Origin of the sequence: Pandoraea cepalis, from assembly GCF_902459665.1 — a bacterium.
GTDB classification, from domain to species: Bacteria; Pseudomonadota; Gammaproteobacteria; order Burkholderiales; family Burkholderiaceae; genus Pandoraea; species Pandoraea cepalis.
Genome location: NZ_CABPSL010000001.1, coordinates 411,898 through 429,762 on the forward strand (window position 1 = coordinate 411,898; position 17,865 = coordinate 429,762).

The following is a 17,865-nucleotide window of genomic DNA, read 5'->3' on the forward strand; positions in this document are numbered from 1 at the left end:
TCGATGGGCCGTTGCGGGCGATTACATGCGGAACAGGCCGAAGCGCGTTTCGGGAATGGGCGCGTTGAGCGTGGCCGACAGCCCCAGTCCGAGCACGGTGCGGGTATCCGCCGGATCGATCACGCCGTCGTCCCACAGGCGGGCGCTGGCGTAGTACGGATGGCCCTGGCGCTCGTATTGATCGCGAATCGGCTGCTTGAAGGCATCCTCTTCCTCGGCGCTCCACTGGCCGCCACGGCCCTCGATGCCGTCACGCTTGACCGTGGCGAGCACCGACGCGGCCTGCTCGCCGCCCATCACCGAGATACGGGCGTTCGGCCACATCCACAGGAAGCGCGGCGAGTAGGCCCGACCACACATGCCGTAGTTGCCCGCGCCGAACGAGCCGCCGATGATGACCGTGAACTTCGGCACGTTCGCGGTGGCGACCGCCGTCACCATCTTCGCGCCGTGCTTGGCGATGCCCTCGTTCTCGTACTTGCGCCCGACCATGAAGCCGGTGATGTTCTGCAGGAAGATCAGCGGGATCTTGCGCTGGCAGCACAACTCGATGAAGTGCGCGCCCTTCTGGGCCGACTCGGAGAACAGGATGCCGTTGTTCGCCACGATGCCGACCGGATAGCCCCACAGATGCGCGAAGCCGCACACGAGCGTGGTGCCGTAGCGCGCCTTGAATTCGTCGAACTCGGAGCCGTCGACCAGGCGCGCAATCACTTCGCGTACGTCGAACGGCTTCTTCGTGTCGGACGGAATCACGCCGTACAGGTCGCGGGCGTCGTACTTCGGCTCGACCGGTGGCTTGACCGCAACGGTGGCAGGCTTGCGACGGTTGAGATTCGCGGCGATGCTGCGCGCGATGGACAGCGCGTGCGCGTCGTTCTGCGCGAAGTGATCGACCACGCCCGACAGGCGCGTGTGGACGTCGGCGCCGCCGAGGTCTTCGGCGCTCACTTCCTCGCCGGTGGCGGCTTTCACGAGCGGCGGGCCGCCGAGGAAAATCGTGCCCTGTTCCTTGACGATGATCGACTCGTCGCTCATCGCAGGCACGTAGGCGCCGCCGGCGGTACACGACCCCATCACCACGGCGATCTGCGGAATGCCCTGCGCGGACATCTGCGCCTGGTTGTAGAAGATGCGCCCGAAGTGATCGCGGTCGGGGAAGACATCGTCCTGGTTCGGCAGGTTGGCGCCGCCCGAGTCGACCAGGTAGATACACGGCAGATGGTTCTGCTCGGCGATCTCCTGCGCGCGCAGGTGCTTCTTGACCGTCATCGGGTAATAGGTGCCGCCCTTGACCGTGGCATCGTTGCAGACGATCACGCACTCCTGGCCTGATACACGGCCGATGCCGGTGATGATGCCGGCGCCCGGGGCGTCGTCGTGATACATGCCGATGGCCGCGAGCTGCGAGAGTTCGAGAAACGGCGAGCCCGGATCGAGCAACTGTTGTACGCGCTCACGCGGCAGCAGCTTGCCGCGCGCGATGTGCTTCTTGCGCGCGGCCTCACCGCCGCCACCGGCCAGTTGTGCAATGCGGGCACGCAGGTCGTCGACCAGGGTCTGCATCGTGGCCGCGTTGCGTGCAAAGTCTTCGCCGCGCGGGTTGAGCTTGCTTTCAAGAATCGGCATGTGACGAAATCCGGTGGAGAGTGAGGGAGTCGTTGGAGGCGTTTCGTGGACGTGCACCGCGGCGGGGTCAGTCGAACAGGTCGCCGTCGATGTAGCGCCAGCGGCCGTCGTCCGAGCGCTCGAAGCGGCTGCGTTCGTGCAGCTGGTGCGCCCGTCCGCCGACCTTGTAGCGGGCGACGAATTCGACTTCGGCATGCGACGCATCGCTTTGGCGATGGGCCTTGATCTGCAGGCCAAGCCATTGCGGTGCGTCGTCGAAGTCAAGCGTGGCGGGACGCGTGCGCGCCGCCCAGGTGTCGAGCAGGTACGCGGCGTTGTGACGCACGAACGCCGTGTATCGCGAGCGCATCAGCGCTTCGGCGCTCGGCGCCATGTCGCCGTGTTCCAGGTAGCGCGCGCAGCAGTCGTCGAACGTGGGCCCGCCGCAAGGGCAGGTGTCGCGCTTGAGGTCTGGCGTCGTCGCGCTGCGCGACGTTTGGGGTCTTGCCATCGTGAGTCTTGCCTTGTTGTCAGATCTTGCCTTGCTTCAGACAGGCCTCGACCTGTGGGAAGTGGTCGAAGCCCCAGAACGGTTCGCCGTCCACGATCACGAAGGGCGAGCCGAACACCCCGCGCGCCATCGCCAGATCGATTTCGGCCTTGAGATGGTCCTTGGCGGCGGGCGAGTGCATGCCGGTGTCGAGCTTCGTGCCGTCGATGCCCAGGGCCTCGCCGAGACGCACGAGTTCCGCTGGGTCGCCGATGTTCACGTCGTCGACGTAAAGCGCGTGGAAGATCGACTTCGCGAACTCGGCGGACAGGTCGCCGCCGTGATGATCCTGCACCCAGAGCACGGCGCGCTCGGCGGCTTGCGTCGGGATCGGGAAATGCGTCGGCCGCTTGTACGCGATGCCATGAAACCGCGCGGTGCGCTCCACGTCATGCCGCAGATACGCGGTCTTGATCGGATGCTGCGTCGGTGCGCCCGTGCCGTTCACCTTATAGACGATGTCGAGCAGGATCGGATGCCACGCCACGCCACGCCCGTGTCTCGTCGCGATGTCGTCGATGCAGGTGCTCGCAAAATACCCATACGGGGATGCGAAGTCGAAATAAAAGTCGATGGCGGACGTCATGTGGGCTCCGTTTCCGAGTGACGTGTCTGGCCCGCGAATCAAAAGATGCGGCGGTGTGGCTACAGCTTGTTATTCCGTTTCGCGCCGGGCGATGTCTGCCCGGTCGCGAATTTATTTTTTCCTGCGATTACCACGCAAGTGCGTTGCCGTCGTAATTGAAGAAACCCCCGTTGTGCGTGGCGCGCTCGCCCGGTGCTCGGGCAAGCACACGCCGCATGCCGGCCACGCTCGTCTGCACGTCGATGTCCGCGTTCTCGCCGCCCATGTCCGTGCGCACCCAGCCCGGATGCATTGCGACGCAGGTGGCGCGCCGCGCTTCGAGCGACGTGGCCTTGACGACCGAATTCACGGCCGCCTTGCTTGCCCGATAAAGCCAGCTGCCATTCGTCTCCATCAGGGCGATGCTGCCCATGCGACTCGAAAGAAAGCCAAACGCGCCGCCGGCGGCCTCGACGAACGGCAACACGAGCGGCGCGGCCTGCATGGCGCCGAGGACATTCGTGTGGAACACGCGGTTGAACTCGGCCATGGTGATCGGCGCGAGGCCCGTGGTGCGCTCCGAATTCACGCCTGCGTTGTAGATCGCGACGTCCAGGGCCACGCCATCGAGTTGCCACGACAGGCCGGAGAGCGACTCCACACGCGTGACGTCGAGCTGCAACGGCTCGGCGTCCAACTCGCGCAAGGCCGCCAGACCGTCCTCGTGACGTGCTGTAGCGAAGACACGCCAGCCGTCGTCGCGATACTGCCTGACGAATTCCATGCCGATGCCGCGCGAGGCACCGATGATGAGCGCTGTTTTCATGACCTGTGATTCCTGTGGGCCAGTGCGTGAGCCTGCGGGGTCAAACGAGTTCGATGGCCATCGCTGTCGCTTCGCCGCCGCCGATACACAGGCTGGCTACGCCGCGCTTGCCGCCGGTCTGGCGCAACGCACCGATGAGCGTGACCAGGATGCGGGCGCCGGAGGCGCCGATCGGGTGGCCGAGCGCACAGGCGCCGCCATGAATATTGACCTTCTCGTGCGGCAGGTTGAACTCGTGCATCGCGGCCATCGTGACGACCGCGAAGGCTTCGTTGATTTCATACAGATCGACGTCGTTCGTCGACCAGCCGGTCTTCTCGAAGAGCTTGCGCATCGCGCCGACCGGGGCCGTGGTGAAGAGGCCCGGCTGTTGGGCGAAGGTGGTGTGTCCGGCGATGCGCGCGAGCGGTGCGAGGCCGAGACGTTTGGCCGTCGATTCGCGCATCAGTACCAAGGCGGCGGCACCATCCGAGATCGACGACGAATTTGCCGCTGTCACCGTGCCGTCCTTGCGGAAGGCTGCCTTGAGCGTCGGGATCTTTTCGGGGTTGGCCTTGAACGGCTGCTCGTCCTGATCGACCACCGTGTCGCCCTTGCGACCCGGTACCGTCACCGCCGCGATTTCCCACGAGAACGCGCCGTCCTTCGTGGCCTTTTGCGCGCGTTCGAGCGAGGCGATGGCGAAGGCGTCCTGGGCCTCGCGGGTGAAGGCGTAACGGTCGGCGCATTCCTCGGCGAAAGTGCCCATCAGGCGACCCTTGTCGTAGGCGTCTTCCAGACCGTCGTAAAACATGTGGTCGATGACCTGGCCGTGTCCCATGCGCATGCCGGTGCGTGCCTTCGGCAGCAGATACGGGGCATTGCTCATGCTTTCCATGCCACCGGCGACGATCACGTCGGCGCTGCCGGCCACGAGCATGTCGTGCGCAAACATGGCGGCGCGCATGCCCGAACCGCACATCTTGTTGACGGTGGTCGCTCCGGCGGCGAGCGGCAGACCGGCGCCGAGCGTGGCCTGACGCGCAGGCGCCTGACCCTGGCCGGCGGGCAGCACGCAGCCCATGACCACTTCGTCGACCTGCTCGGGTTGGATTCCGGCGCGTTCGACGGCGGCGCGAATGGCAGCGGCACCCAGTTGCGGTGCGGTCACATCGCCGAATACCCCTTGCAGGCCGCCCATCGGCGTGCGTGCGGCGGAAACGATAACGATCGGGTCGTGTTGCATGGCAGTCTCCTGTAATTGCTTGCGGGGGCCGACGATCGTCCTTGCAGACCGGGTCGTCAGCCCCCGAATATCCAATGCTTCAGTCCTTGCATCGTCCGCGCGCCCGGCGAGGGGTGTCCGGCGTGGCCGGGCAAGGTGGCTCGCTCAGGCGCGCGGATTGCGTAATTCGGCCATCGCGGCCACGCAGCGGTCGTAAATGCGCGGCAGGGCTTCGAGGCTGTTGACCGACATGCGCAGGTCGCGCACCAGCCCGTCGCGCAGGCCGTACACCCAGCCGTGCACCGTTACGGGCTGATTGCGAGCCCAGGCGTCGCGCAATACCGTCGTATGACAGATATTGACCACCTGCTCGATGGCGTTCAGTTCGCACAGTCGGTCGTGACGGGCGTCGCGCGACGGCAGCGCGTCGATTTGCTCGACGTGGCGCTCGTACACATCGCGCACGTGGCGCAGCCAGTTGTCGACGAGGCCCATCTTCGCGCCGTCGAGCGCCGCGCCTACGCCGCCGCAACCGTAATGGCCGACCACCATGATGTGGCGAACCTTCAGCACTTCGACGGCGAACTGCAATACCGACAGACAGTTCAGATCGCTGTGCACCACGACGTTCGCGATATTGCGGTGGACGAACACTTCGCCCGGCGCGAGGCCCGTGATCTGGTTAGCCGGCACGCGCGAGTCCGAGCAGCCGATCCAGAGGTACTCCGGCGTTTGCAGCTTTGACAACCGCTCGAAAAATGCGGGATCTTCCGCGTTCACGCTGGCGACCCAGGCGCGGTTGTTATCGAGCAGATGGAGAAGAGGTTGGTCTTTGTCTTCGGTCATGATGGTGTCATCCGGTGAACGTGTCGTGTGCTGCGAGACATTGCATGCTCAAGCGGCCGCCGCGCGGGGCGGGGCGCTGGTGGCACCGTGGCCGGCGCCGTAGCGATTGACGAAACGCAGCGAGACATCGTACGGATAGAAGTCGTGCATCTGTCCGGCTCGCACCCGGTCCTGGTAGTCCTGCCACAGGCCGGGGTCGAAAAAATCCGGATGATGCTGGCTCAGGGAGTGCCGCACGCGCGCGTCTCCTGTCAGGAACGTCTCGAACGTCTGCGGAAACACGTCGTGCGGGCCTACACGGTACCAGACTTCCCCCGACATCGCCTCTTCTTCGTTACGGGGTTCCGGCACTCGACGGATGTGGCAATCCGTCAGATATTCCAGTTCATCGTAGTCATAAAAGACCACCCGGCCGTGGCGCGTGACACCGAAATTCTTGTACAGCAGATCGCCGGGGAAAATGTTCGCCGCCATCAGCTCCTTCACCGCGTTGCCGTACTCGCGCATGGCGTGGTCGACGTCGGCGTCCGATGCCGTTTGCAGCCACAGATTGAGCGGCGTCATGCGGCGCTCGATATAGCAGTGGCGGATCACGAGGGCGTCGCCGTCGATTTCGAGCTGCGAGGGCACTTCGCGCTGGAGTTCGGCGAGCAGGGCGTCGTCGAAACGCGCGCGCGGGAAGGCCACGCTCGAGAACTCCAGCGTATCGGCCATCCGGCCCACGCGATCATGCTGCTTGACCATCAGATACTTCGCTTTCACCTGCTCGCGCGTGGTTTCCTTGGGCGGCGCGAAGCGCTCGCGAATCACTTTGAAGACATACGGATACGAGGGCAGCGTGAAAACCAGCATGACCAGCCCGCGAATGCCCGGCGCGCTCACGAACAGGTCGCTCGAATGCTTCAGATGATGCAGAAAATCGCGATAGAACAGGTTCTTGCCGTGTTTCTGCAGACCGACCGACGTATAGATCTCCGCTTTCGGCTTGCCCGGCATGATCGTGCGCAGGAACTGCACGTAGGCCGAAGGCACTTCCATATCGACCATGAAATAGGCGTGCGTGAAGCCGAACACCACGCGGAGTTCCTCGCGGCGCAGCAGAGCGGCGTCGAGCGCCAGCATGCCGTTCGCGTCGTGCATGATCGACAGGGCGAAGGGCGTGGTCACATCGCCGTTCACGATACGTCCCACGATATAGGCGGCCTTGTTCCGGAAGAACAGCGACGCGAGCACATGAATCTGGAAATTCGGCGCGGGCACGAAGTCGCCGAGCGTCTCATCGAGGGCGCGCATCACATAACCGACGTCGCGCGTCAGATCGGCAAACGGGCGTTTGAGCTGGAAATTCGTGACGATGCGCGCAATCGTGGGGGCCATGCCGTCTTGCGCCGGGTAATAGACGCGATACGTCGGCTTCGCGGCGGGCGCGTCGTTCTCGATGTACTCCGTCGCCACGGCGGGGCGCACGAAGATGAAGCGGTTGTTGAAATACGAACGGTGCAGGATCTTGCAGCACACCGAGTTGAAAAACGTCTCGGCCAGCTCCGGCTGACGGTGCTCGGTGAGCAAGCCGATGTAATGCAGCTTCACTTGCTGCCAGACATCGTCGTCGAGCGACTGGGCGTCGAACTCGTCTTCGAGCGTCACGACGCATTCGCGCACGCGTTCGTCGTAATAGGCGATGCGGTCGCGCTGGAGCTTCTGGATACCCATGAAATCGCCCGCCTCGAAACACGCCTGCGCCGCGATGCATACATCGCGGAAAATGCGGTAATGCTTGTCGAAGCCGTCCAGCATCGTGCGGGCGACATCGTAAGCAAACTGCGACGACAGGAGTTTCGGGAAGTGATTCATACCGGTCGGGACAGGCGCAGGGGCGATCTCAAGGGATTGTAGCGCCGCTGCCTGCGCCTGAATGTCAGTCGATGTGTCGTGGGCTTACATCGTTTCCGCGAACAACTCGCGGCCGATCAGCATGCGGCGGATCTCCGACGTGCCCGCGCCGATTTCGTAAAGCTTCGCGTCGCGCCACAGGCGGCCGACCGGGTACTCGTTGATATAGCCGTTGCCGCCCAGAATCTGGATTGCCTCGCCGGCCATCCACGTCGCCTTTTCGGCCGTGTACAGAATCACCCCCGCGCAGTCCTTGCGCACCTGACGCACGTGATCGCGACCGAGCGAATCGAGCTGGCGGCCCACCGCGTAGAGATACGCGCGGCTTGCCTGCAGAATCGTGTACATGTCCGCGACCTTGCCCTGGATGAGCTGGAACTCTCCGATCGACTGGCCGAACTGCTTGCGGTCGTGGATATAGGGCACGACCACGTCCATGGCCGCCTGCATGATGCCCAGCGGGCCGCCGGCGAGCACCGCACGCTCGTAGTCCAGGCCGCTCATGAGCACCTTCGTGCCGCCGCCGACCTGGCCCAGCACGTTCTCCTCCGGCACCTCCACGTTCTCGAACACCAGCTCACCCGTGTGCGAGCCGCGCATGCCGAGCTTGTCCAGCTTCTGAGCGACCGAGAATCCCTTCATGCCCTTCTCGACAAGGAAGGCCGTCATGCCGCGGGCGCCCGCTTCCGGATCGGTCTTGCCGTAGACGACCAGCGTGTCGCAGTCCGGGCCGTTCGTGATCCACATCTTTGTGCCGTTGAGCACGAAGCGGTCGCCGCGCTTCTCGGCGCGCAGCTTCATGCTGACCACGTCCGAGCCGGCGTTCGGCTCGCTCATCGCAAGGGCGCCGATATGCTCCCCCGACACCAGCTTGGGCAAGTACTTCGCCTTTTGCGCGGCGGTGCCATTGCGGTGGATCTGGTTGACGCAGAGGTTCGAGTGCGCGCCATACGACAGGCCGATCGACGCCGAGGCGCGCGAGATTTCCTCCATCGCGATCATGTGGGCCAGATAGCCCATGTTCGCGCCGCCGTACTCTTCCGAAACCGTCATGCCGAGCACGCCGAGGTCGCCCATCTTGCGCCAGAGGTCCATCGGGAACTGGTCGGTGCGGTCCACTTCGCCTGCGCGCGGGGCGATTTCCTTGGACGCGAAGTTCGCGACCGATTCGCGCAGCATATCGAGGTCTTCGCCGAGCATGAAATTGAGTCCGGGCAACAGGGTCATGACACAGTCTCCAGAGGGTGGCGCGTGGCCGTTAGCCCGCGCATGGGTTCGATGGTGCGGCTAATGAGGTTGATTCGGTGATCCGGTGGCGGGGGCGCTCAGCGAGTCTTGGGAGACGACGTTGCCGAGGGACTTGCCGCCAACACGAACAGCGTTTGCTGCATCAGTGCGCAAAGCGTCCATTTGTCGTCGTCGACAACGAACAGTTCGGCGGTGGCGACGATCAGCGTGCGACCGGCTTTCACGACCTGGCCGCGTCCGATCAGTGTATCGCCCTTGCCGGGCGCGAGAACGTTCAGTTTGTATTCGGCGGTGACCAGTTCCTGGTCCGGCGAGATGCGGGTGTAGCCTGCGTAGCCGCCGGCGGAGTCTGCGATGGCGCCGATCACTCCCCCATGGAAAAAGCCGTGCTGCTGGTTGACCTTGTCCGAGAACGGCAGCGAGATTTCGCAGTGGCCGTCGGCAAGATGCGAGAGCAGCGCGCCCCAATGCGTCATGACGCCCTGTTTGTCGAAGCTGGCGCGGATTTTTGCGGCGACGGCGTCGTCGAGCGGTGCAGCGTGAGAGACAGGGAGGTTGGCCATGGTGGGAGCGAAAGTACGGACAAAGCCGAGTGCCCAGATATTACTTTACGTTTACGTAAACGTAAAGTAAGGGCTTTCCAGCATCGAAAGCGCGAAGGTCGGCCGGGCGGGAGGCGACCCCGGACAGGATGCAGGGAGAGGCGGGTTGAGGCGGGTTGGGCCGGGTTTGGGTGGGTTGGGGCAATAAGTGGTTGAAACCGGGGCCGACGCCAAGGCCGAAACAGAAGTCGAAACCTGACGAATCAGTGCGACACGGCCGTCGTTTTCGACCGTTGAGCGACGTCGGCGGGTGCGGCTTCGCCGGCAGCCTCGAGCAGCGCGAGACATTGGGCTTCGTGTTGCGCGACCTCGTCGAGCGTGGCGTGAAGGTCTTCGAGTTGCTGCTCAAGCACCTGCCGATGCTGGGACAGCGTTTCGAGGAACACGCGAAGCTGGGACACCGTATCCTTGGGCGACTCGTAGAGATCGAGAATCGACTTGATCTCCGAGAGCGTGAGTCCGAGACGTTTGCCGCGCAGCGTCAGCTTCAGGCGCGTGCGATCCTGCCCGGTGTAGACGCGGTGGCGCCCGCCAGGACCTTCGCGGGCCGGTGTGAGCAGCCCCTGATCCTCGTAGAAACGGATCGCGCGGGGCGTAATGTCGAACTCGCGGGCAAGCTCGGTAATCGTGTATGTGAGCATCGGGTTAAGCAGGTGCTTACCATTGCAGATAGAATTGCCGTTTACGTTAGCGTCAAGTTGCTTCCTATGCAATCGGTGACGGCGTTAACCGATAACGACAGAACAAGTCCATCTGGAGCGTGGTCCTCGTGAATGCCCTTGAACAACAACTGAATTACCCCCTCGGAGAATTCTTGCCGGAAGGCGGCACCGTGCACGAAGTGGCGCCAGGCGTCTTCTGGGTGCGCATGCCGCTGCCGTTCGTGCTCGATCACATCAACCTGTGGTTGCTGCGCGACGATATCGACGGCGTCAAAGGCTGGACCGTCGTCGATTGCGGCATCACCCATCCGCAGATCAAGGCCTATTGGGAACAAGTGTTCGAGAACGCGCTCGGCGGCGAGCCGGTTCTGCGTGTCGTCGTCACGCATTGCCACCCCGATCACCTCGGCCTCGCGCACTGGATCTGCAAGGGCGGCGACAAACCCCGCTGGTCGGCCCGGCTCGCCATGTCGCAGGGCGACTACGCATGGGGCCGCCTCATGTCGGAGGCCGTCAACAACAACGCCGCCAATGCCGGCGGAGAGTTCGCCGTGGCGCACTTTATTTCGCATGGTCTCGCCGATGAGGCCATGATCGACCAGATCCGCCACCGCAAGACCTACTTCAGCGACCTCGTGCCCGAGGTGCCGTCGCGCTTCTTCCGCTTGCGCGATGGCGAGGCCCTGCGCATCGGCGGCAGCGACTGGCGTTTGATCGCGGGTTACGGCCACTCGCCGGAGCACATGGCGCTGTACTCCGAACAGCACAACGTGCTCATCTCCGGCGACATGGTGCTGCCGCGCATCTCGACCAACGTCAGCGTCTTCGACATCGAACCCGAAGCCAACTCGCTGCAACTGTTCCTCGACTCGCTCGGCGTCTATCTCGATCTGCCCGCCGATTGTCTCGTGCTGCCCTCGCATGGCCGGCCGTTCACCGGACTGCACACCCGCATCGGCCAACTGCGCGATCACCACACCGCGCGGCTGCAGGAAGTGCGCGACGCCTGCGCCCGGTCGCCGCAAAGCGCGGGCGATATCGTGCCGATCATGTTCCATCGCAAGCTCGATGCGCACCAGACCACCTTCGCCATGGGCGAAGCGCTGGCGCACCTGCACATGCTCTGGCGTTCGGGGGAACTCAAGCGCGAGCAGGATGCGAAGGGCGTCTGGCGCTTTTCCCCGGTTTGATCGGACCTGCGTGACCGACCTGCACGACGACCGGCCTTCGCGGCAGGTGCGAGCGACAGGCATGAGCGTCGCGTATGAGCGGCCGACCGGATCGGTTGGCCACAAAACAATGCCCCGGTGACCGAATCAGGTCGCCGGGGCATTGCTTTTGCGCGCGTGTTTTCGGCGTCGCGTGCGACGTCAGGCGTGCTGCGTCGATGCCGCCGTGTTGCGGCCGTCGCGACCGAGCAAACCGTACGTCACCAGGCTGATCGTCACCGTCATCAGAATGTAATACGCGGGGGCCAGCGGGTTCTGCGTCGCCTTGATCAGGTAGGTGATCCAGAACGGCGCGAGACCGCCGAACAACATCACCGAGACGTTGTAGAGAATCGAGACGCCCGTCGAGCGCACGCCGACCGGGAACACCTCGGTGACCGCCGTCGGGAACGCGCCCCACACGAAGCCCATGCAGACGGCCGGCAGAATCTGCGCGAGCAGCAGATTGCCCATCGACGGCGCACCGTGCAGCCGCGTGAACATCCAGAACGACGTCAGGCCATAGAGCAGCACGAACAGCAGAATCAGCGGTTTGCGGCCCACGCGATCCGAAATCCAGCCCGTGAGCGGGCACAGCGCGGCGATCAGCATGGCGGCGATGAACGTCGACAGGCTCGCGGCGCCCTGCGTCAATCCCAACTGCTTGACTGCGTAGATCGGTGTATAGATCAGCGTGACGTAGAACGACGTTGTTGCGGCAACCGTCAGGCCGAAGCCGGCGATGAGGGCGCGATAGTGATGCGAGAAGACGTCGGCGAGCGGTGTGCGGCGGGTCGGTGCACGCGCGGCCGCGTAGGCCAGAAACTCTGGCGACTCGGTCATGCGACGTCGAATATAAAAGCCCACCGGACCGATCAGAATCCCGAACAGAAACGGAAGACGCCAGCCCCACGATTCGAGTGCTTCCTTGGTGAGCGACGTGTTGAGCACATACGCGCACAGCCCGGCGAACGCGACGGCCAGTGCCTGCGAGCACATTTGAAAACTGCCGTAGAAGCCGCGCAGGTGAGGCGGCGAAAACTCGATGAGCATGGCCGTCGAGCCGCCGAATTCACCGCCCGCCGAGAAGCCCTGAATGACGCGTGCCAGCAGGATAAGCAGCGGCGCGGCGAAGCCGATCGCCGCATACGTCGGCGCGATGCCGATCAGGCCCGTGCCCAGCGCCATGAGCAACACCATGACCGAGAGCGCCGACTTGCGCCCGGCCCGGTCGGCGTACAAACCGAATGCGAGCCCGCCGATGGGACGGAAGAAGAACGCTACGCCAAGCGACGCCACACTCGCGAGCAGCGAGTTCGTATCGTTTTCCGCAGGGAAGAAGAGTTTCGCGATGATGACCGCGAAGAGACCGTAGACCGTAAAGTCGAACCACTCGAATGCATTGCCCAGCGTGGAACCGATCACCGCTTTGCGTCGCAGTGCCGGATCGATGACCGGCGCGCCGGTGGGGGTTGCCTGCATATGCCTCTCCTGCTTGGTTGGGCGTGCCGCAGTCGGATCGGTCTGCTAACGTCCGTCGACATCCGTCCGCTCGCTGACGGCAAGACCGGTTTAACGTCGTGTGTACCTCTATCGAAGTTACACAAGCACTCTAGCGCAGGTTCGCAATGCACCACAACGGTTCAATAATCCGCGCTGCCACGGCGGCCGGCGGCGTGTTCCAAGGGAGAAACGTGGGCCTGTCGGACTATCGATTCCCGCGGCTACCTTTCCACCGGTAGTCTCGTTGACCGACCCATTCCCACGTGCCGGTGTAGGGGTTGAACTCGTAGCCTTCCCGGTATTCGCTGGTGTAGCAGCCGCCCTTCTGCAGATAGCATTTCTCGCTCAGGAAGTGAGCGGCATCGCGCGATGTGCGTGGTCGCGCCTGCGGCACGACGATATATGGCTGCGTGGGCGCGATGACGACGGGCGGTCGCGGTGCAATGATCAAGGGGGCGGGCGCGATGATGGTGGGCGCCGGCGTCACGATCACCGGTGCAGGGGCGACGACCATGGGGGCGGGCGCGACGAGGGTCGGGGCGGGGCGGATGTACGATTCCGGCGGGCCGACGATTTGCCAGTTGCCGGGATCCAACGCCGCGCACCCGGAAACCATCAGGGCAAGCGGCAGGCTAAGGATGAGGGTGATGCGTCGATGAAGCGCGACGCCGCGATTGGGGCAAGCGCGTGACGCGGCTTGCGTTGACATGGCGTTCATGGGGACGTCGCGCGTTAGGGATTCGGAGCAATGTAACGCGTGACATTCAGCTTCCCCCGGTTTCACCCTTAGATTTGGGGAATATCCCTGCGTTGGCCGCTATTTGGGGCCTGTTGAAGGATCGTCGGGCGGCGGGTCGGCATGGGCCGAGGGGGCGTTTTGTACGTTGCGCTCGGACAACCGTGGCTTTCGCGGCGCACGGGCGAAGAGCATGTCGTAAAGCCAGCGCGGCAGGCATCGCATGACGCAGGCCACCACGCCCATTGGCCACGGCAGCACCACGAAGCGCTTGCGTCGAGCAATCGCCGCGGCCGCCTTGCGCGCGAATGTGTCCGGGGGCATCAGGAACGGCATCGGAAACGGATTGCCATCCGTCATTGGCGTGCGAATGTAGCCGGGCGCAATCGTCACGACCGCGACCTTGGCGGCGCGTAATTCCACTCGCAGGCTTTCGAGGTACGTCATCGCGGCGGCCTTCGATGCGCTGTAGGCGCCATGCCCGGGCAGACCGCGCACACCGGCCACGCTGCCGATACCGACGAGCGTGCCGTGCTTGCGTTCGCGCATTGGCGCGACGAAGGGGCTGAACGTGGCCACCATCGCCAGCCAGTTGGTGGCCATGACCGACGCAAAGTGCGGCAGATCGGCCGGGTCTTCAGTCGTCACGCCGTGGCTGATGCCGGCATTCGCGATAACGATGTCCGGCACGCCGTGACGCGCCATGAAGTCGTCGGCCGCCGCGCGCAACGCGAGCGCGTCACGCACGTCGAGCGCGTAGCTATGTACGGCATGCGGATGGGGGAGCGAGGCGGCCAGATCGGCGAGCCTGTCGCCGCGTCGGCCCACCAGCCCGAGGATGGCGCCCTGCGCCGCGTAGTGGCGTGCGAGTGCTTCGCCCAATCCACTCGAGGCGCCCGTGATAAAGACCTTCGGTGATGTCGTGTGTGTTGCCATCTAATGCAAAAGCCCGGCCGGGGCCGGGCTGGGTGAGCGGCGAAGCTTACAGCTTCTTCGCGCGGATCTGGTTGATGATGGCGTCGGCCGTCTTGAGCGCCGCATCGAACGTCTGCTGCTCGGTCGTGGCCGGCTTGCCGGCCTTTTGCAGGGCGTCGCCCGAGGTGGCCGGCGAGACCAGGTACTTGCCCTGGATCGCGATCGTCGGCACGCCGTCGATCTTGTAGTCCTGCCACGTCTTGTTGGCCGTCTTCACGCTGGCCTGGGTCGAGAAGCCGTTATAGGCGTCGAGATACTTCTGCTTGTCGATGCCGAACTGCGTGAGGAAGTCGGCCTGGGTCTGCGCCGTCAGCAGATAGTTGTGCTTGACGTGGATCTCGTTGAAGACCTTCGGCGTGAGTTCGCCTTCGCGGCCCAGCGCGCGGAGTGCGTAGAACATACGGGTGTGCGGCTCGAAGCGGTCCTGGAAGGCGACCGGCACGCGCTTGAACACGACATCCTTGCCTTGCTTCTTGACCCACGCTTCCAGCGACGGTTCGAGCGCATTGCAGTGCGGGCAGCCATACCAGAAGAATTCGGTGACTTCGATTTTGCCCGCGCCGGCCGACGTGGGCTGTGCTTGCGGCAACACCAGGTAATCGGTTCCCGCGACCGGGGCTTCGGGCGAGGCCGAGGCGGCGCCGCAAAGGAAACCGAAAGACAGCAGAACGGTACCAAGAAGTTTTTTCATGATCGTTGTTGAGGAGTGAGGCAGACGCGCCAGCCATCGGTTGGCCGGCGTTCCTGCGAAACCATATCCCGGATTCAGACAGATAAGCTAGTGCGTATGACCAGCGCCGCGCTGCCGGGTTCAACCTCCCGGCAACCCCGGCGTTTCCCGAACGATGCCGCCGGTGAGGCATGCATTCCGCACGGGCGCGACGCGGTGCCGGGCGACGAAACAAAAGGCGTTGTCCTTATCGAGCAACGCCTCTTGCGTTTATTGCTTCGTGAAGCGGATCACGGCCGTATCGTAGCCACCATCCTGCAGGCGCTGACGCACATGGTTCATCTCGTCGAGCTTGCCGTACGGGCCGAGGCGCACGCGGTAGAGCGTCAGACCGTTGGCATCGCGCTGCGTGACTTTCGCCTCGAAGCCCGAGAGCGCCAACTTGGCGCGCAGTTGCTCGGCGTCGCTCTGCGACTTGAATGCGCCGACTTGCAGGTAGTAGCCCGTGTTGGCGGTGTCCGTCGCGCTGGCGGGCGGCGTGGTCTGCGGCGCGACCGGCACCGTCGACTTGCCGCTGAGAATATCGGCGGGCGACGGCTTTGTCGGGGCCGGTGCCGTGGGCGCGGACGCGGTGGGCGACGTGACCGGTGTGCCGGGTACGAGCGGCGACGTCACGGCCTGCGAGGCCGACTCCGGCCCGGCCACGGCCGACGCGGCGCCCGGCAGCGGCGTGCGCGGCTGCAGCGACTTGTTCGGATCGGGCGCTTGCGCGGCCGGCGAGTTATCGGCCGGGCGCGGCGGCGTCTTTTCGACGAATGGGGTCGGCGTCTTCGTGATGTAGAGCGCGACGACGACGGCAACGGCCAGCCCAACGATAAGGCCGAGCACGATGCCCAGAAAAGTACCGCCCCGCTGGCGGGGAGGCCGACGTGTGTTTGCCATCGAGTCGATTCCGTCCTTACAGAGTTCCGATGCGTTTGCCGTTCGGAAGGGTTGGATAACTGGGGCTTACATCTTGGCCGGGGTCGACACGCCCAGCACGGCAAGACCGTTGCGCAGCACCTGACGCGTGGCCGCCAGCAGCGCCAGACGCGCGTGCTTGACGGTCTCGTCGTCGACCAGCACGCGATCGGCGTTGTAGAAGGAGTGGAACGCCCCCGCCAGATCCCGCAGATAGAAGGCCACGGCGTGCGGCGCAAGTTCCTCGGCCGCGCGTGTGAGCATGTCCGGGTATTCGGCGAGCAGTTGCAGCAGCGCGAGCGCGCGTTCGCTGTCGAGCGGCGCGAGGTCGGTGTGGGCCAAACGGGCGTCGTCGCCGCCCCATTGCGTGAGGATCGAGCAGATGCGGGCGTGCGCATACTGCACGTAGTACACCGGGTTCTCGTCGTTCTGCTTGAGCGCGAGATCCACGTCGAACACGAATTCGGTGTCTGCCTTGCGCGAAATTAGGAAGAAGCGCACGGCGTCGCGGCCACGGCGCAGGGCGGCTTCACGCTCGGCCGGATCCGTAATCGGGGTTTCGGCCGTGATGCCGCCCGACCACTCGATCAGGTCGCGCACGGTCACATAGCTGCCCGCGCGCTTGGAGATCTTCACCTCTTCGCCGTGGCGCATGACGGTGACCATCTTGTGCAGCACGTAGTCGGGGTAGCCCGTCGGAATGCCGATGCCCAGGGCCTGCAACCCCGCGCGCACGCGGGCGATAGTGCCGTGGTGGTCCGACCCCTGCACGTTGATGACTTGATGGAAGCCGCGCGCCCACTTGCGGGTGTGATAGGCAACGTCCGGCACGAAGTACGTGTACGTGCCGTCGGACTTGCGCATCACGCGGTCCTTGTCGTCGCCGTAATCGGTCGTGCGCAGCCACAGCGCGCCGTCCTGTTCGTACGTCACGCCCGCGTCGACGAGCGCCTGCACCGTGCGCTCGACACTGCCGTCGGCATAGAGCGACGACTCGAGGTAGTACTGATCGAAGCGCACACCGAAGGTCTGCAGATCGATGTCCTGCTCGCGGCGCAGATAGGCCACGGCGAATGCGCGGATCGAATCGATGTCCTCGATGTCGCCGCTGCCGGTGACCGGGGCGCCGTCGGAGGCCTGCACGGTCTTGCGTGCGAGGAAGTCTTGTGCGATGTCGCCGATGTAGTCGCCGTTGTAGGCCGATTCCGGCCACTCGGCGTCGCCCGGCTTGAGGCCGCGTGCGCGCGCCTGCACCGAGGTGGCGAGCGTCTGGATCTGCACGCCGGCGTCGTTGTAATAGAACTCGCGATGGACCGGATGGCCTTGCGTGCCCAGCAGCGCCGAGATCGTGTCGCCGAGCGCGGCCTGACGGCCGTGACCCACGTGCAGCGGGCCGGTCGGGTTGGCCGAGACGAACTCGACGAGCACCGGCGCGTCGTCGTGGCGCACAGCGCAGTGGCCGAAGGCGGCGCCTTCGGTCAGGATCGCGCGCGCCACCGACTGCTTCGCGGCGTTGGCCAGACGCAGGTTGATGAAGCCGGGGCCGGCGATCTCAACCGCGTCGACGAGTCCGCTCGCGCGGGCGTCGGCGAGGATGGCGTCGGCAATCTTCTGGGCCAGCTCGCGCGGATTGGCGCGCAGCGGCTTCGCGAGTTGCATTGCCACGTTGCAGGCCAGATCGCCATGCGCGGCGACTTTCGGGCGTTCGAGCAGGATAGTCGGCAAGGCCGGCGCATTTTGCGCGGGGGTCGCAGTGCCGTCTGCGGGCATCAGACCGGCGACGAGGTCGCCGATCAGCGCGACGAGAGC

General features: G+C 64.6%; 17 protein-coding genes. 1 reads left to right on the top strand and 16 read right to left on the bottom strand.

Annotation, left to right across the window (positions count from 1 at the left end; all coding sequences use genetic code 11):
- Positions 1 to 21: 21 nt before the first annotated feature.
- From PCE31106_RS01860 to PCE31106_RS01905, 10 genes are all read right to left on the bottom strand, one after another.
- Positions 22 to 1,629, bottom strand: a complete 1,608-nt coding sequence (locus PCE31106_RS01860; protein WP_017231715.1) for a carboxyl transferase domain-containing protein — start codon at positions 1,627 to 1,629, stop codon at positions 22 to 24.
- Between the two features lie 67 nt (positions 1,630 to 1,696).
- Positions 1,697 to 2,119 carry a YchJ family protein gene (locus tag PCE31106_RS01865; protein WP_150562205.1) on the bottom strand — a complete coding sequence of 141 codons (423 nt, stop codon included), beginning with the start codon at positions 2,117 to 2,119 and terminating at the stop codon, positions 1,697 to 1,699.
- Positions 2,120 to 2,138: 19 nt separating this feature from the next.
- On the bottom strand, positions 2,139 to 2,744 hold the full coding sequence (locus PCE31106_RS01870; RefSeq protein ID WP_130024683.1) for a 2-hydroxychromene-2-carboxylate isomerase: 606 nt from the start codon (positions 2,742 to 2,744) through the stop codon (positions 2,139 to 2,141).
- 127 nt (positions 2,745 to 2,871) lie between these two features.
- Positions 2,872 to 3,549, bottom strand: coding sequence for an SDR family oxidoreductase (locus PCE31106_RS01875; RefSeq protein ID WP_150562206.1), 678 nt, complete (start codon positions 3,547 to 3,549; stop codon positions 2,872 to 2,874).
- A gap of 40 nt (positions 3,550 to 3,589) precedes the next feature.
- Positions 3,590 to 4,774: an acetyl-CoA C-acetyltransferase gene (locus PCE31106_RS01880; RefSeq protein WP_150562207.1), complete on the bottom strand. Its 1,185-nt coding sequence runs from the start codon at positions 4,772 to 4,774 to the stop codon at positions 3,590 to 3,592.
- A 144-nt stretch (positions 4,775 to 4,918) separates the two neighbouring features.
- Positions 4,919 to 5,599, bottom strand: a complete 681-nt coding sequence (gene can, locus PCE31106_RS01885) for a carbonate dehydratase (protein ID WP_017231720.1) — start codon at positions 5,597 to 5,599, stop codon at positions 4,919 to 4,921.
- Positions 5,600 to 5,647: 48 nt separating this feature from the next.
- Positions 5,648 to 7,453, bottom strand: a complete 1,806-nt coding sequence (gene aceK, locus PCE31106_RS01890) for a bifunctional isocitrate dehydrogenase kinase/phosphatase (RefSeq protein WP_150562208.1) — start codon at positions 7,451 to 7,453, stop codon at positions 5,648 to 5,650.
- Positions 7,454 to 7,537: 84 nt separating this feature from the next.
- Positions 7,538 to 8,719, bottom strand: a complete 1,182-nt coding sequence (locus tag PCE31106_RS01895) for an isovaleryl-CoA dehydrogenase (protein WP_150562209.1) — start codon at positions 8,717 to 8,719, stop codon at positions 7,538 to 7,540.
- 98 nt (positions 8,720 to 8,817) lie between these two features.
- Positions 8,818 to 9,303, bottom strand: a complete 486-nt coding sequence (locus PCE31106_RS01900) for a PaaI family thioesterase (protein WP_150562210.1) — start codon at positions 9,301 to 9,303, stop codon at positions 8,818 to 8,820.
- 242 nt (positions 9,304 to 9,545) lie between these two features.
- Positions 9,546 to 9,983: a MerR family transcriptional regulator gene (locus PCE31106_RS01905; RefSeq protein ID WP_150562211.1), complete on the bottom strand. Its 438-nt coding sequence runs from the start codon at positions 9,981 to 9,983 to the stop codon at positions 9,546 to 9,548.
- A 128-nt stretch (positions 9,984 to 10,111) separates the two neighbouring features.
- Here PCE31106_RS01905 and PCE31106_RS01910 point away from each other — a divergent pair, with 128 nt between their 5' ends.
- On the top strand, positions 10,112 to 11,194 hold the full coding sequence (locus PCE31106_RS01910) for an MBL fold metallo-hydrolase (protein WP_017231725.1): 1,083 nt from the start codon (positions 10,112 to 10,114) through the stop codon (positions 11,192 to 11,194).
- A gap of 180 nt (positions 11,195 to 11,374) precedes the next feature.
- Here PCE31106_RS01910 and PCE31106_RS01915 read toward each other — a convergent pair whose 3' ends face one another.
- From PCE31106_RS01915 to argS, 6 genes are all read right to left on the bottom strand, one after another.
- Entirely contained in the window at positions 11,375 to 12,694 is a 1,320-nt protein-coding gene (locus tag PCE31106_RS01915; RefSeq protein WP_150562212.1) for an MFS transporter, read from the bottom strand.
- A 226-nt stretch (positions 12,695 to 12,920) separates the two neighbouring features.
- On the bottom strand, positions 12,921 to 13,433 hold the full coding sequence (locus PCE31106_RS23930; RefSeq protein WP_174974919.1) for a hypothetical protein: 513 nt from the start codon (positions 13,431 to 13,433) through the stop codon (positions 12,921 to 12,923).
- Positions 13,434 to 13,532: 99 nt separating this feature from the next.
- On the bottom strand, positions 13,533 to 14,387 hold the full coding sequence (locus PCE31106_RS01925; protein ID WP_150562214.1) for an SDR family oxidoreductase: 855 nt from the start codon (positions 14,385 to 14,387) through the stop codon (positions 13,533 to 13,535).
- A 46-nt stretch (positions 14,388 to 14,433) separates the two neighbouring features.
- A complete protein-coding gene (locus PCE31106_RS01930) occupies positions 14,434 to 15,117 on the bottom strand; it encodes a thiol:disulfide interchange protein DsbA/DsbL (protein ID WP_150562215.1) in 684 nt (227 codons plus the stop codon).
- Positions 15,118 to 15,366: 249 nt separating this feature from the next.
- Complete coding sequence (locus PCE31106_RS01935) at positions 15,367 to 16,038, bottom strand: SPOR domain-containing protein (RefSeq protein ID WP_150550932.1); 672 nt, start codon at positions 16,036 to 16,038, stop codon at positions 15,367 to 15,369.
- 66 nt (positions 16,039 to 16,104) lie between these two features.
- Positions 16,105 to 17,826, bottom strand: a complete 1,722-nt coding sequence (gene argS / locus PCE31106_RS01940) for an arginine--tRNA ligase (RefSeq protein ID WP_437343787.1) — start codon at positions 17,824 to 17,826, stop codon at positions 16,105 to 16,107.
- Positions 17,827 to 17,865: the final 39 nt, after the last annotated feature.

Coding starts and splice junctions, on each gene's coding strand:
- PCE31106_RS01860 (WP_017231715.1), bottom strand. CDS start 1,629: ATGCCGATTCTTGAAAGCAAGCTCAACCCGCGCGGCGAAGACTTTGCA.
- PCE31106_RS01865 (WP_150562205.1), bottom strand. CDS start 2,119: ATGGCAAGACCCCAAACGTCGCGCAGCGCGACGACGCCAGACCTCAAG.
- PCE31106_RS01870 (WP_130024683.1), bottom strand. CDS start 2,744: ATGACGTCCGCCATCGACTTTTATTTCGACTTCGCATCCCCGTATGGG.
- PCE31106_RS01875 (WP_150562206.1), bottom strand. CDS start 3,549: ATGAAAACAGCGCTCATCATCGGTGCCTCGCGCGGCATCGGCATGGAA.
- PCE31106_RS01880 (WP_150562207.1), bottom strand. CDS start 4,774: ATGCAACACGACCCGATCGTTATCGTTTCCGCCGCACGCACGCCGATG.
- can (WP_017231720.1), bottom strand. CDS start 5,599: ATGACCGAAGACAAAGACCAACCTCTTCTCCATCTGCTCGATAACAAC.
- aceK (WP_150562208.1), bottom strand. CDS start 7,453: ATGAATCACTTCCCGAAACTCCTGTCGTCGCAGTTTGCTTACGATGTC.
- PCE31106_RS01895 (WP_150562209.1), bottom strand. CDS start 8,719: ATGACCCTGTTGCCCGGACTCAATTTCATGCTCGGCGAAGACCTCGAT.
- PCE31106_RS01900 (WP_150562210.1), bottom strand. CDS start 9,303: ATGGCCAACCTCCCTGTCTCTCACGCTGCACCGCTCGACGACGCCGTC.
- PCE31106_RS01905 (WP_150562211.1), bottom strand. CDS start 9,983: ATGCTCACATACACGATTACCGAGCTTGCCCGCGAGTTCGACATTACG.
- PCE31106_RS01915 (WP_150562212.1), bottom strand. CDS start 12,694: ATGCAGGCAACCCCCACCGGCGCGCCGGTCATCGATCCGGCACTGCGA.
- PCE31106_RS23930 (WP_174974919.1), bottom strand. CDS start 13,433: ATGAACGCCATGTCAACGCAAGCCGCGTCACGCGCTTGCCCCAATCGC.
- PCE31106_RS01925 (WP_150562214.1), bottom strand. CDS start 14,387: ATGGCAACACACACGACATCACCGAAGGTCTTTATCACGGGCGCCTCG.
- PCE31106_RS01930 (WP_150562215.1), bottom strand. CDS start 15,117: ATGAAAAAACTTCTTGGTACCGTTCTGCTGTCTTTCGGTTTCCTTTGC.
- PCE31106_RS01935 (WP_150550932.1), bottom strand. CDS start 16,038: ATGGCAAACACACGTCGGCCTCCCCGCCAGCGGGGCGGTACTTTTCTG.
- argS (WP_437343787.1), bottom strand. CDS start 17,826: ATGCCCGCAGACGGCACTGCGACCCCCGCGCAAAATGCGCCGGCCTTG.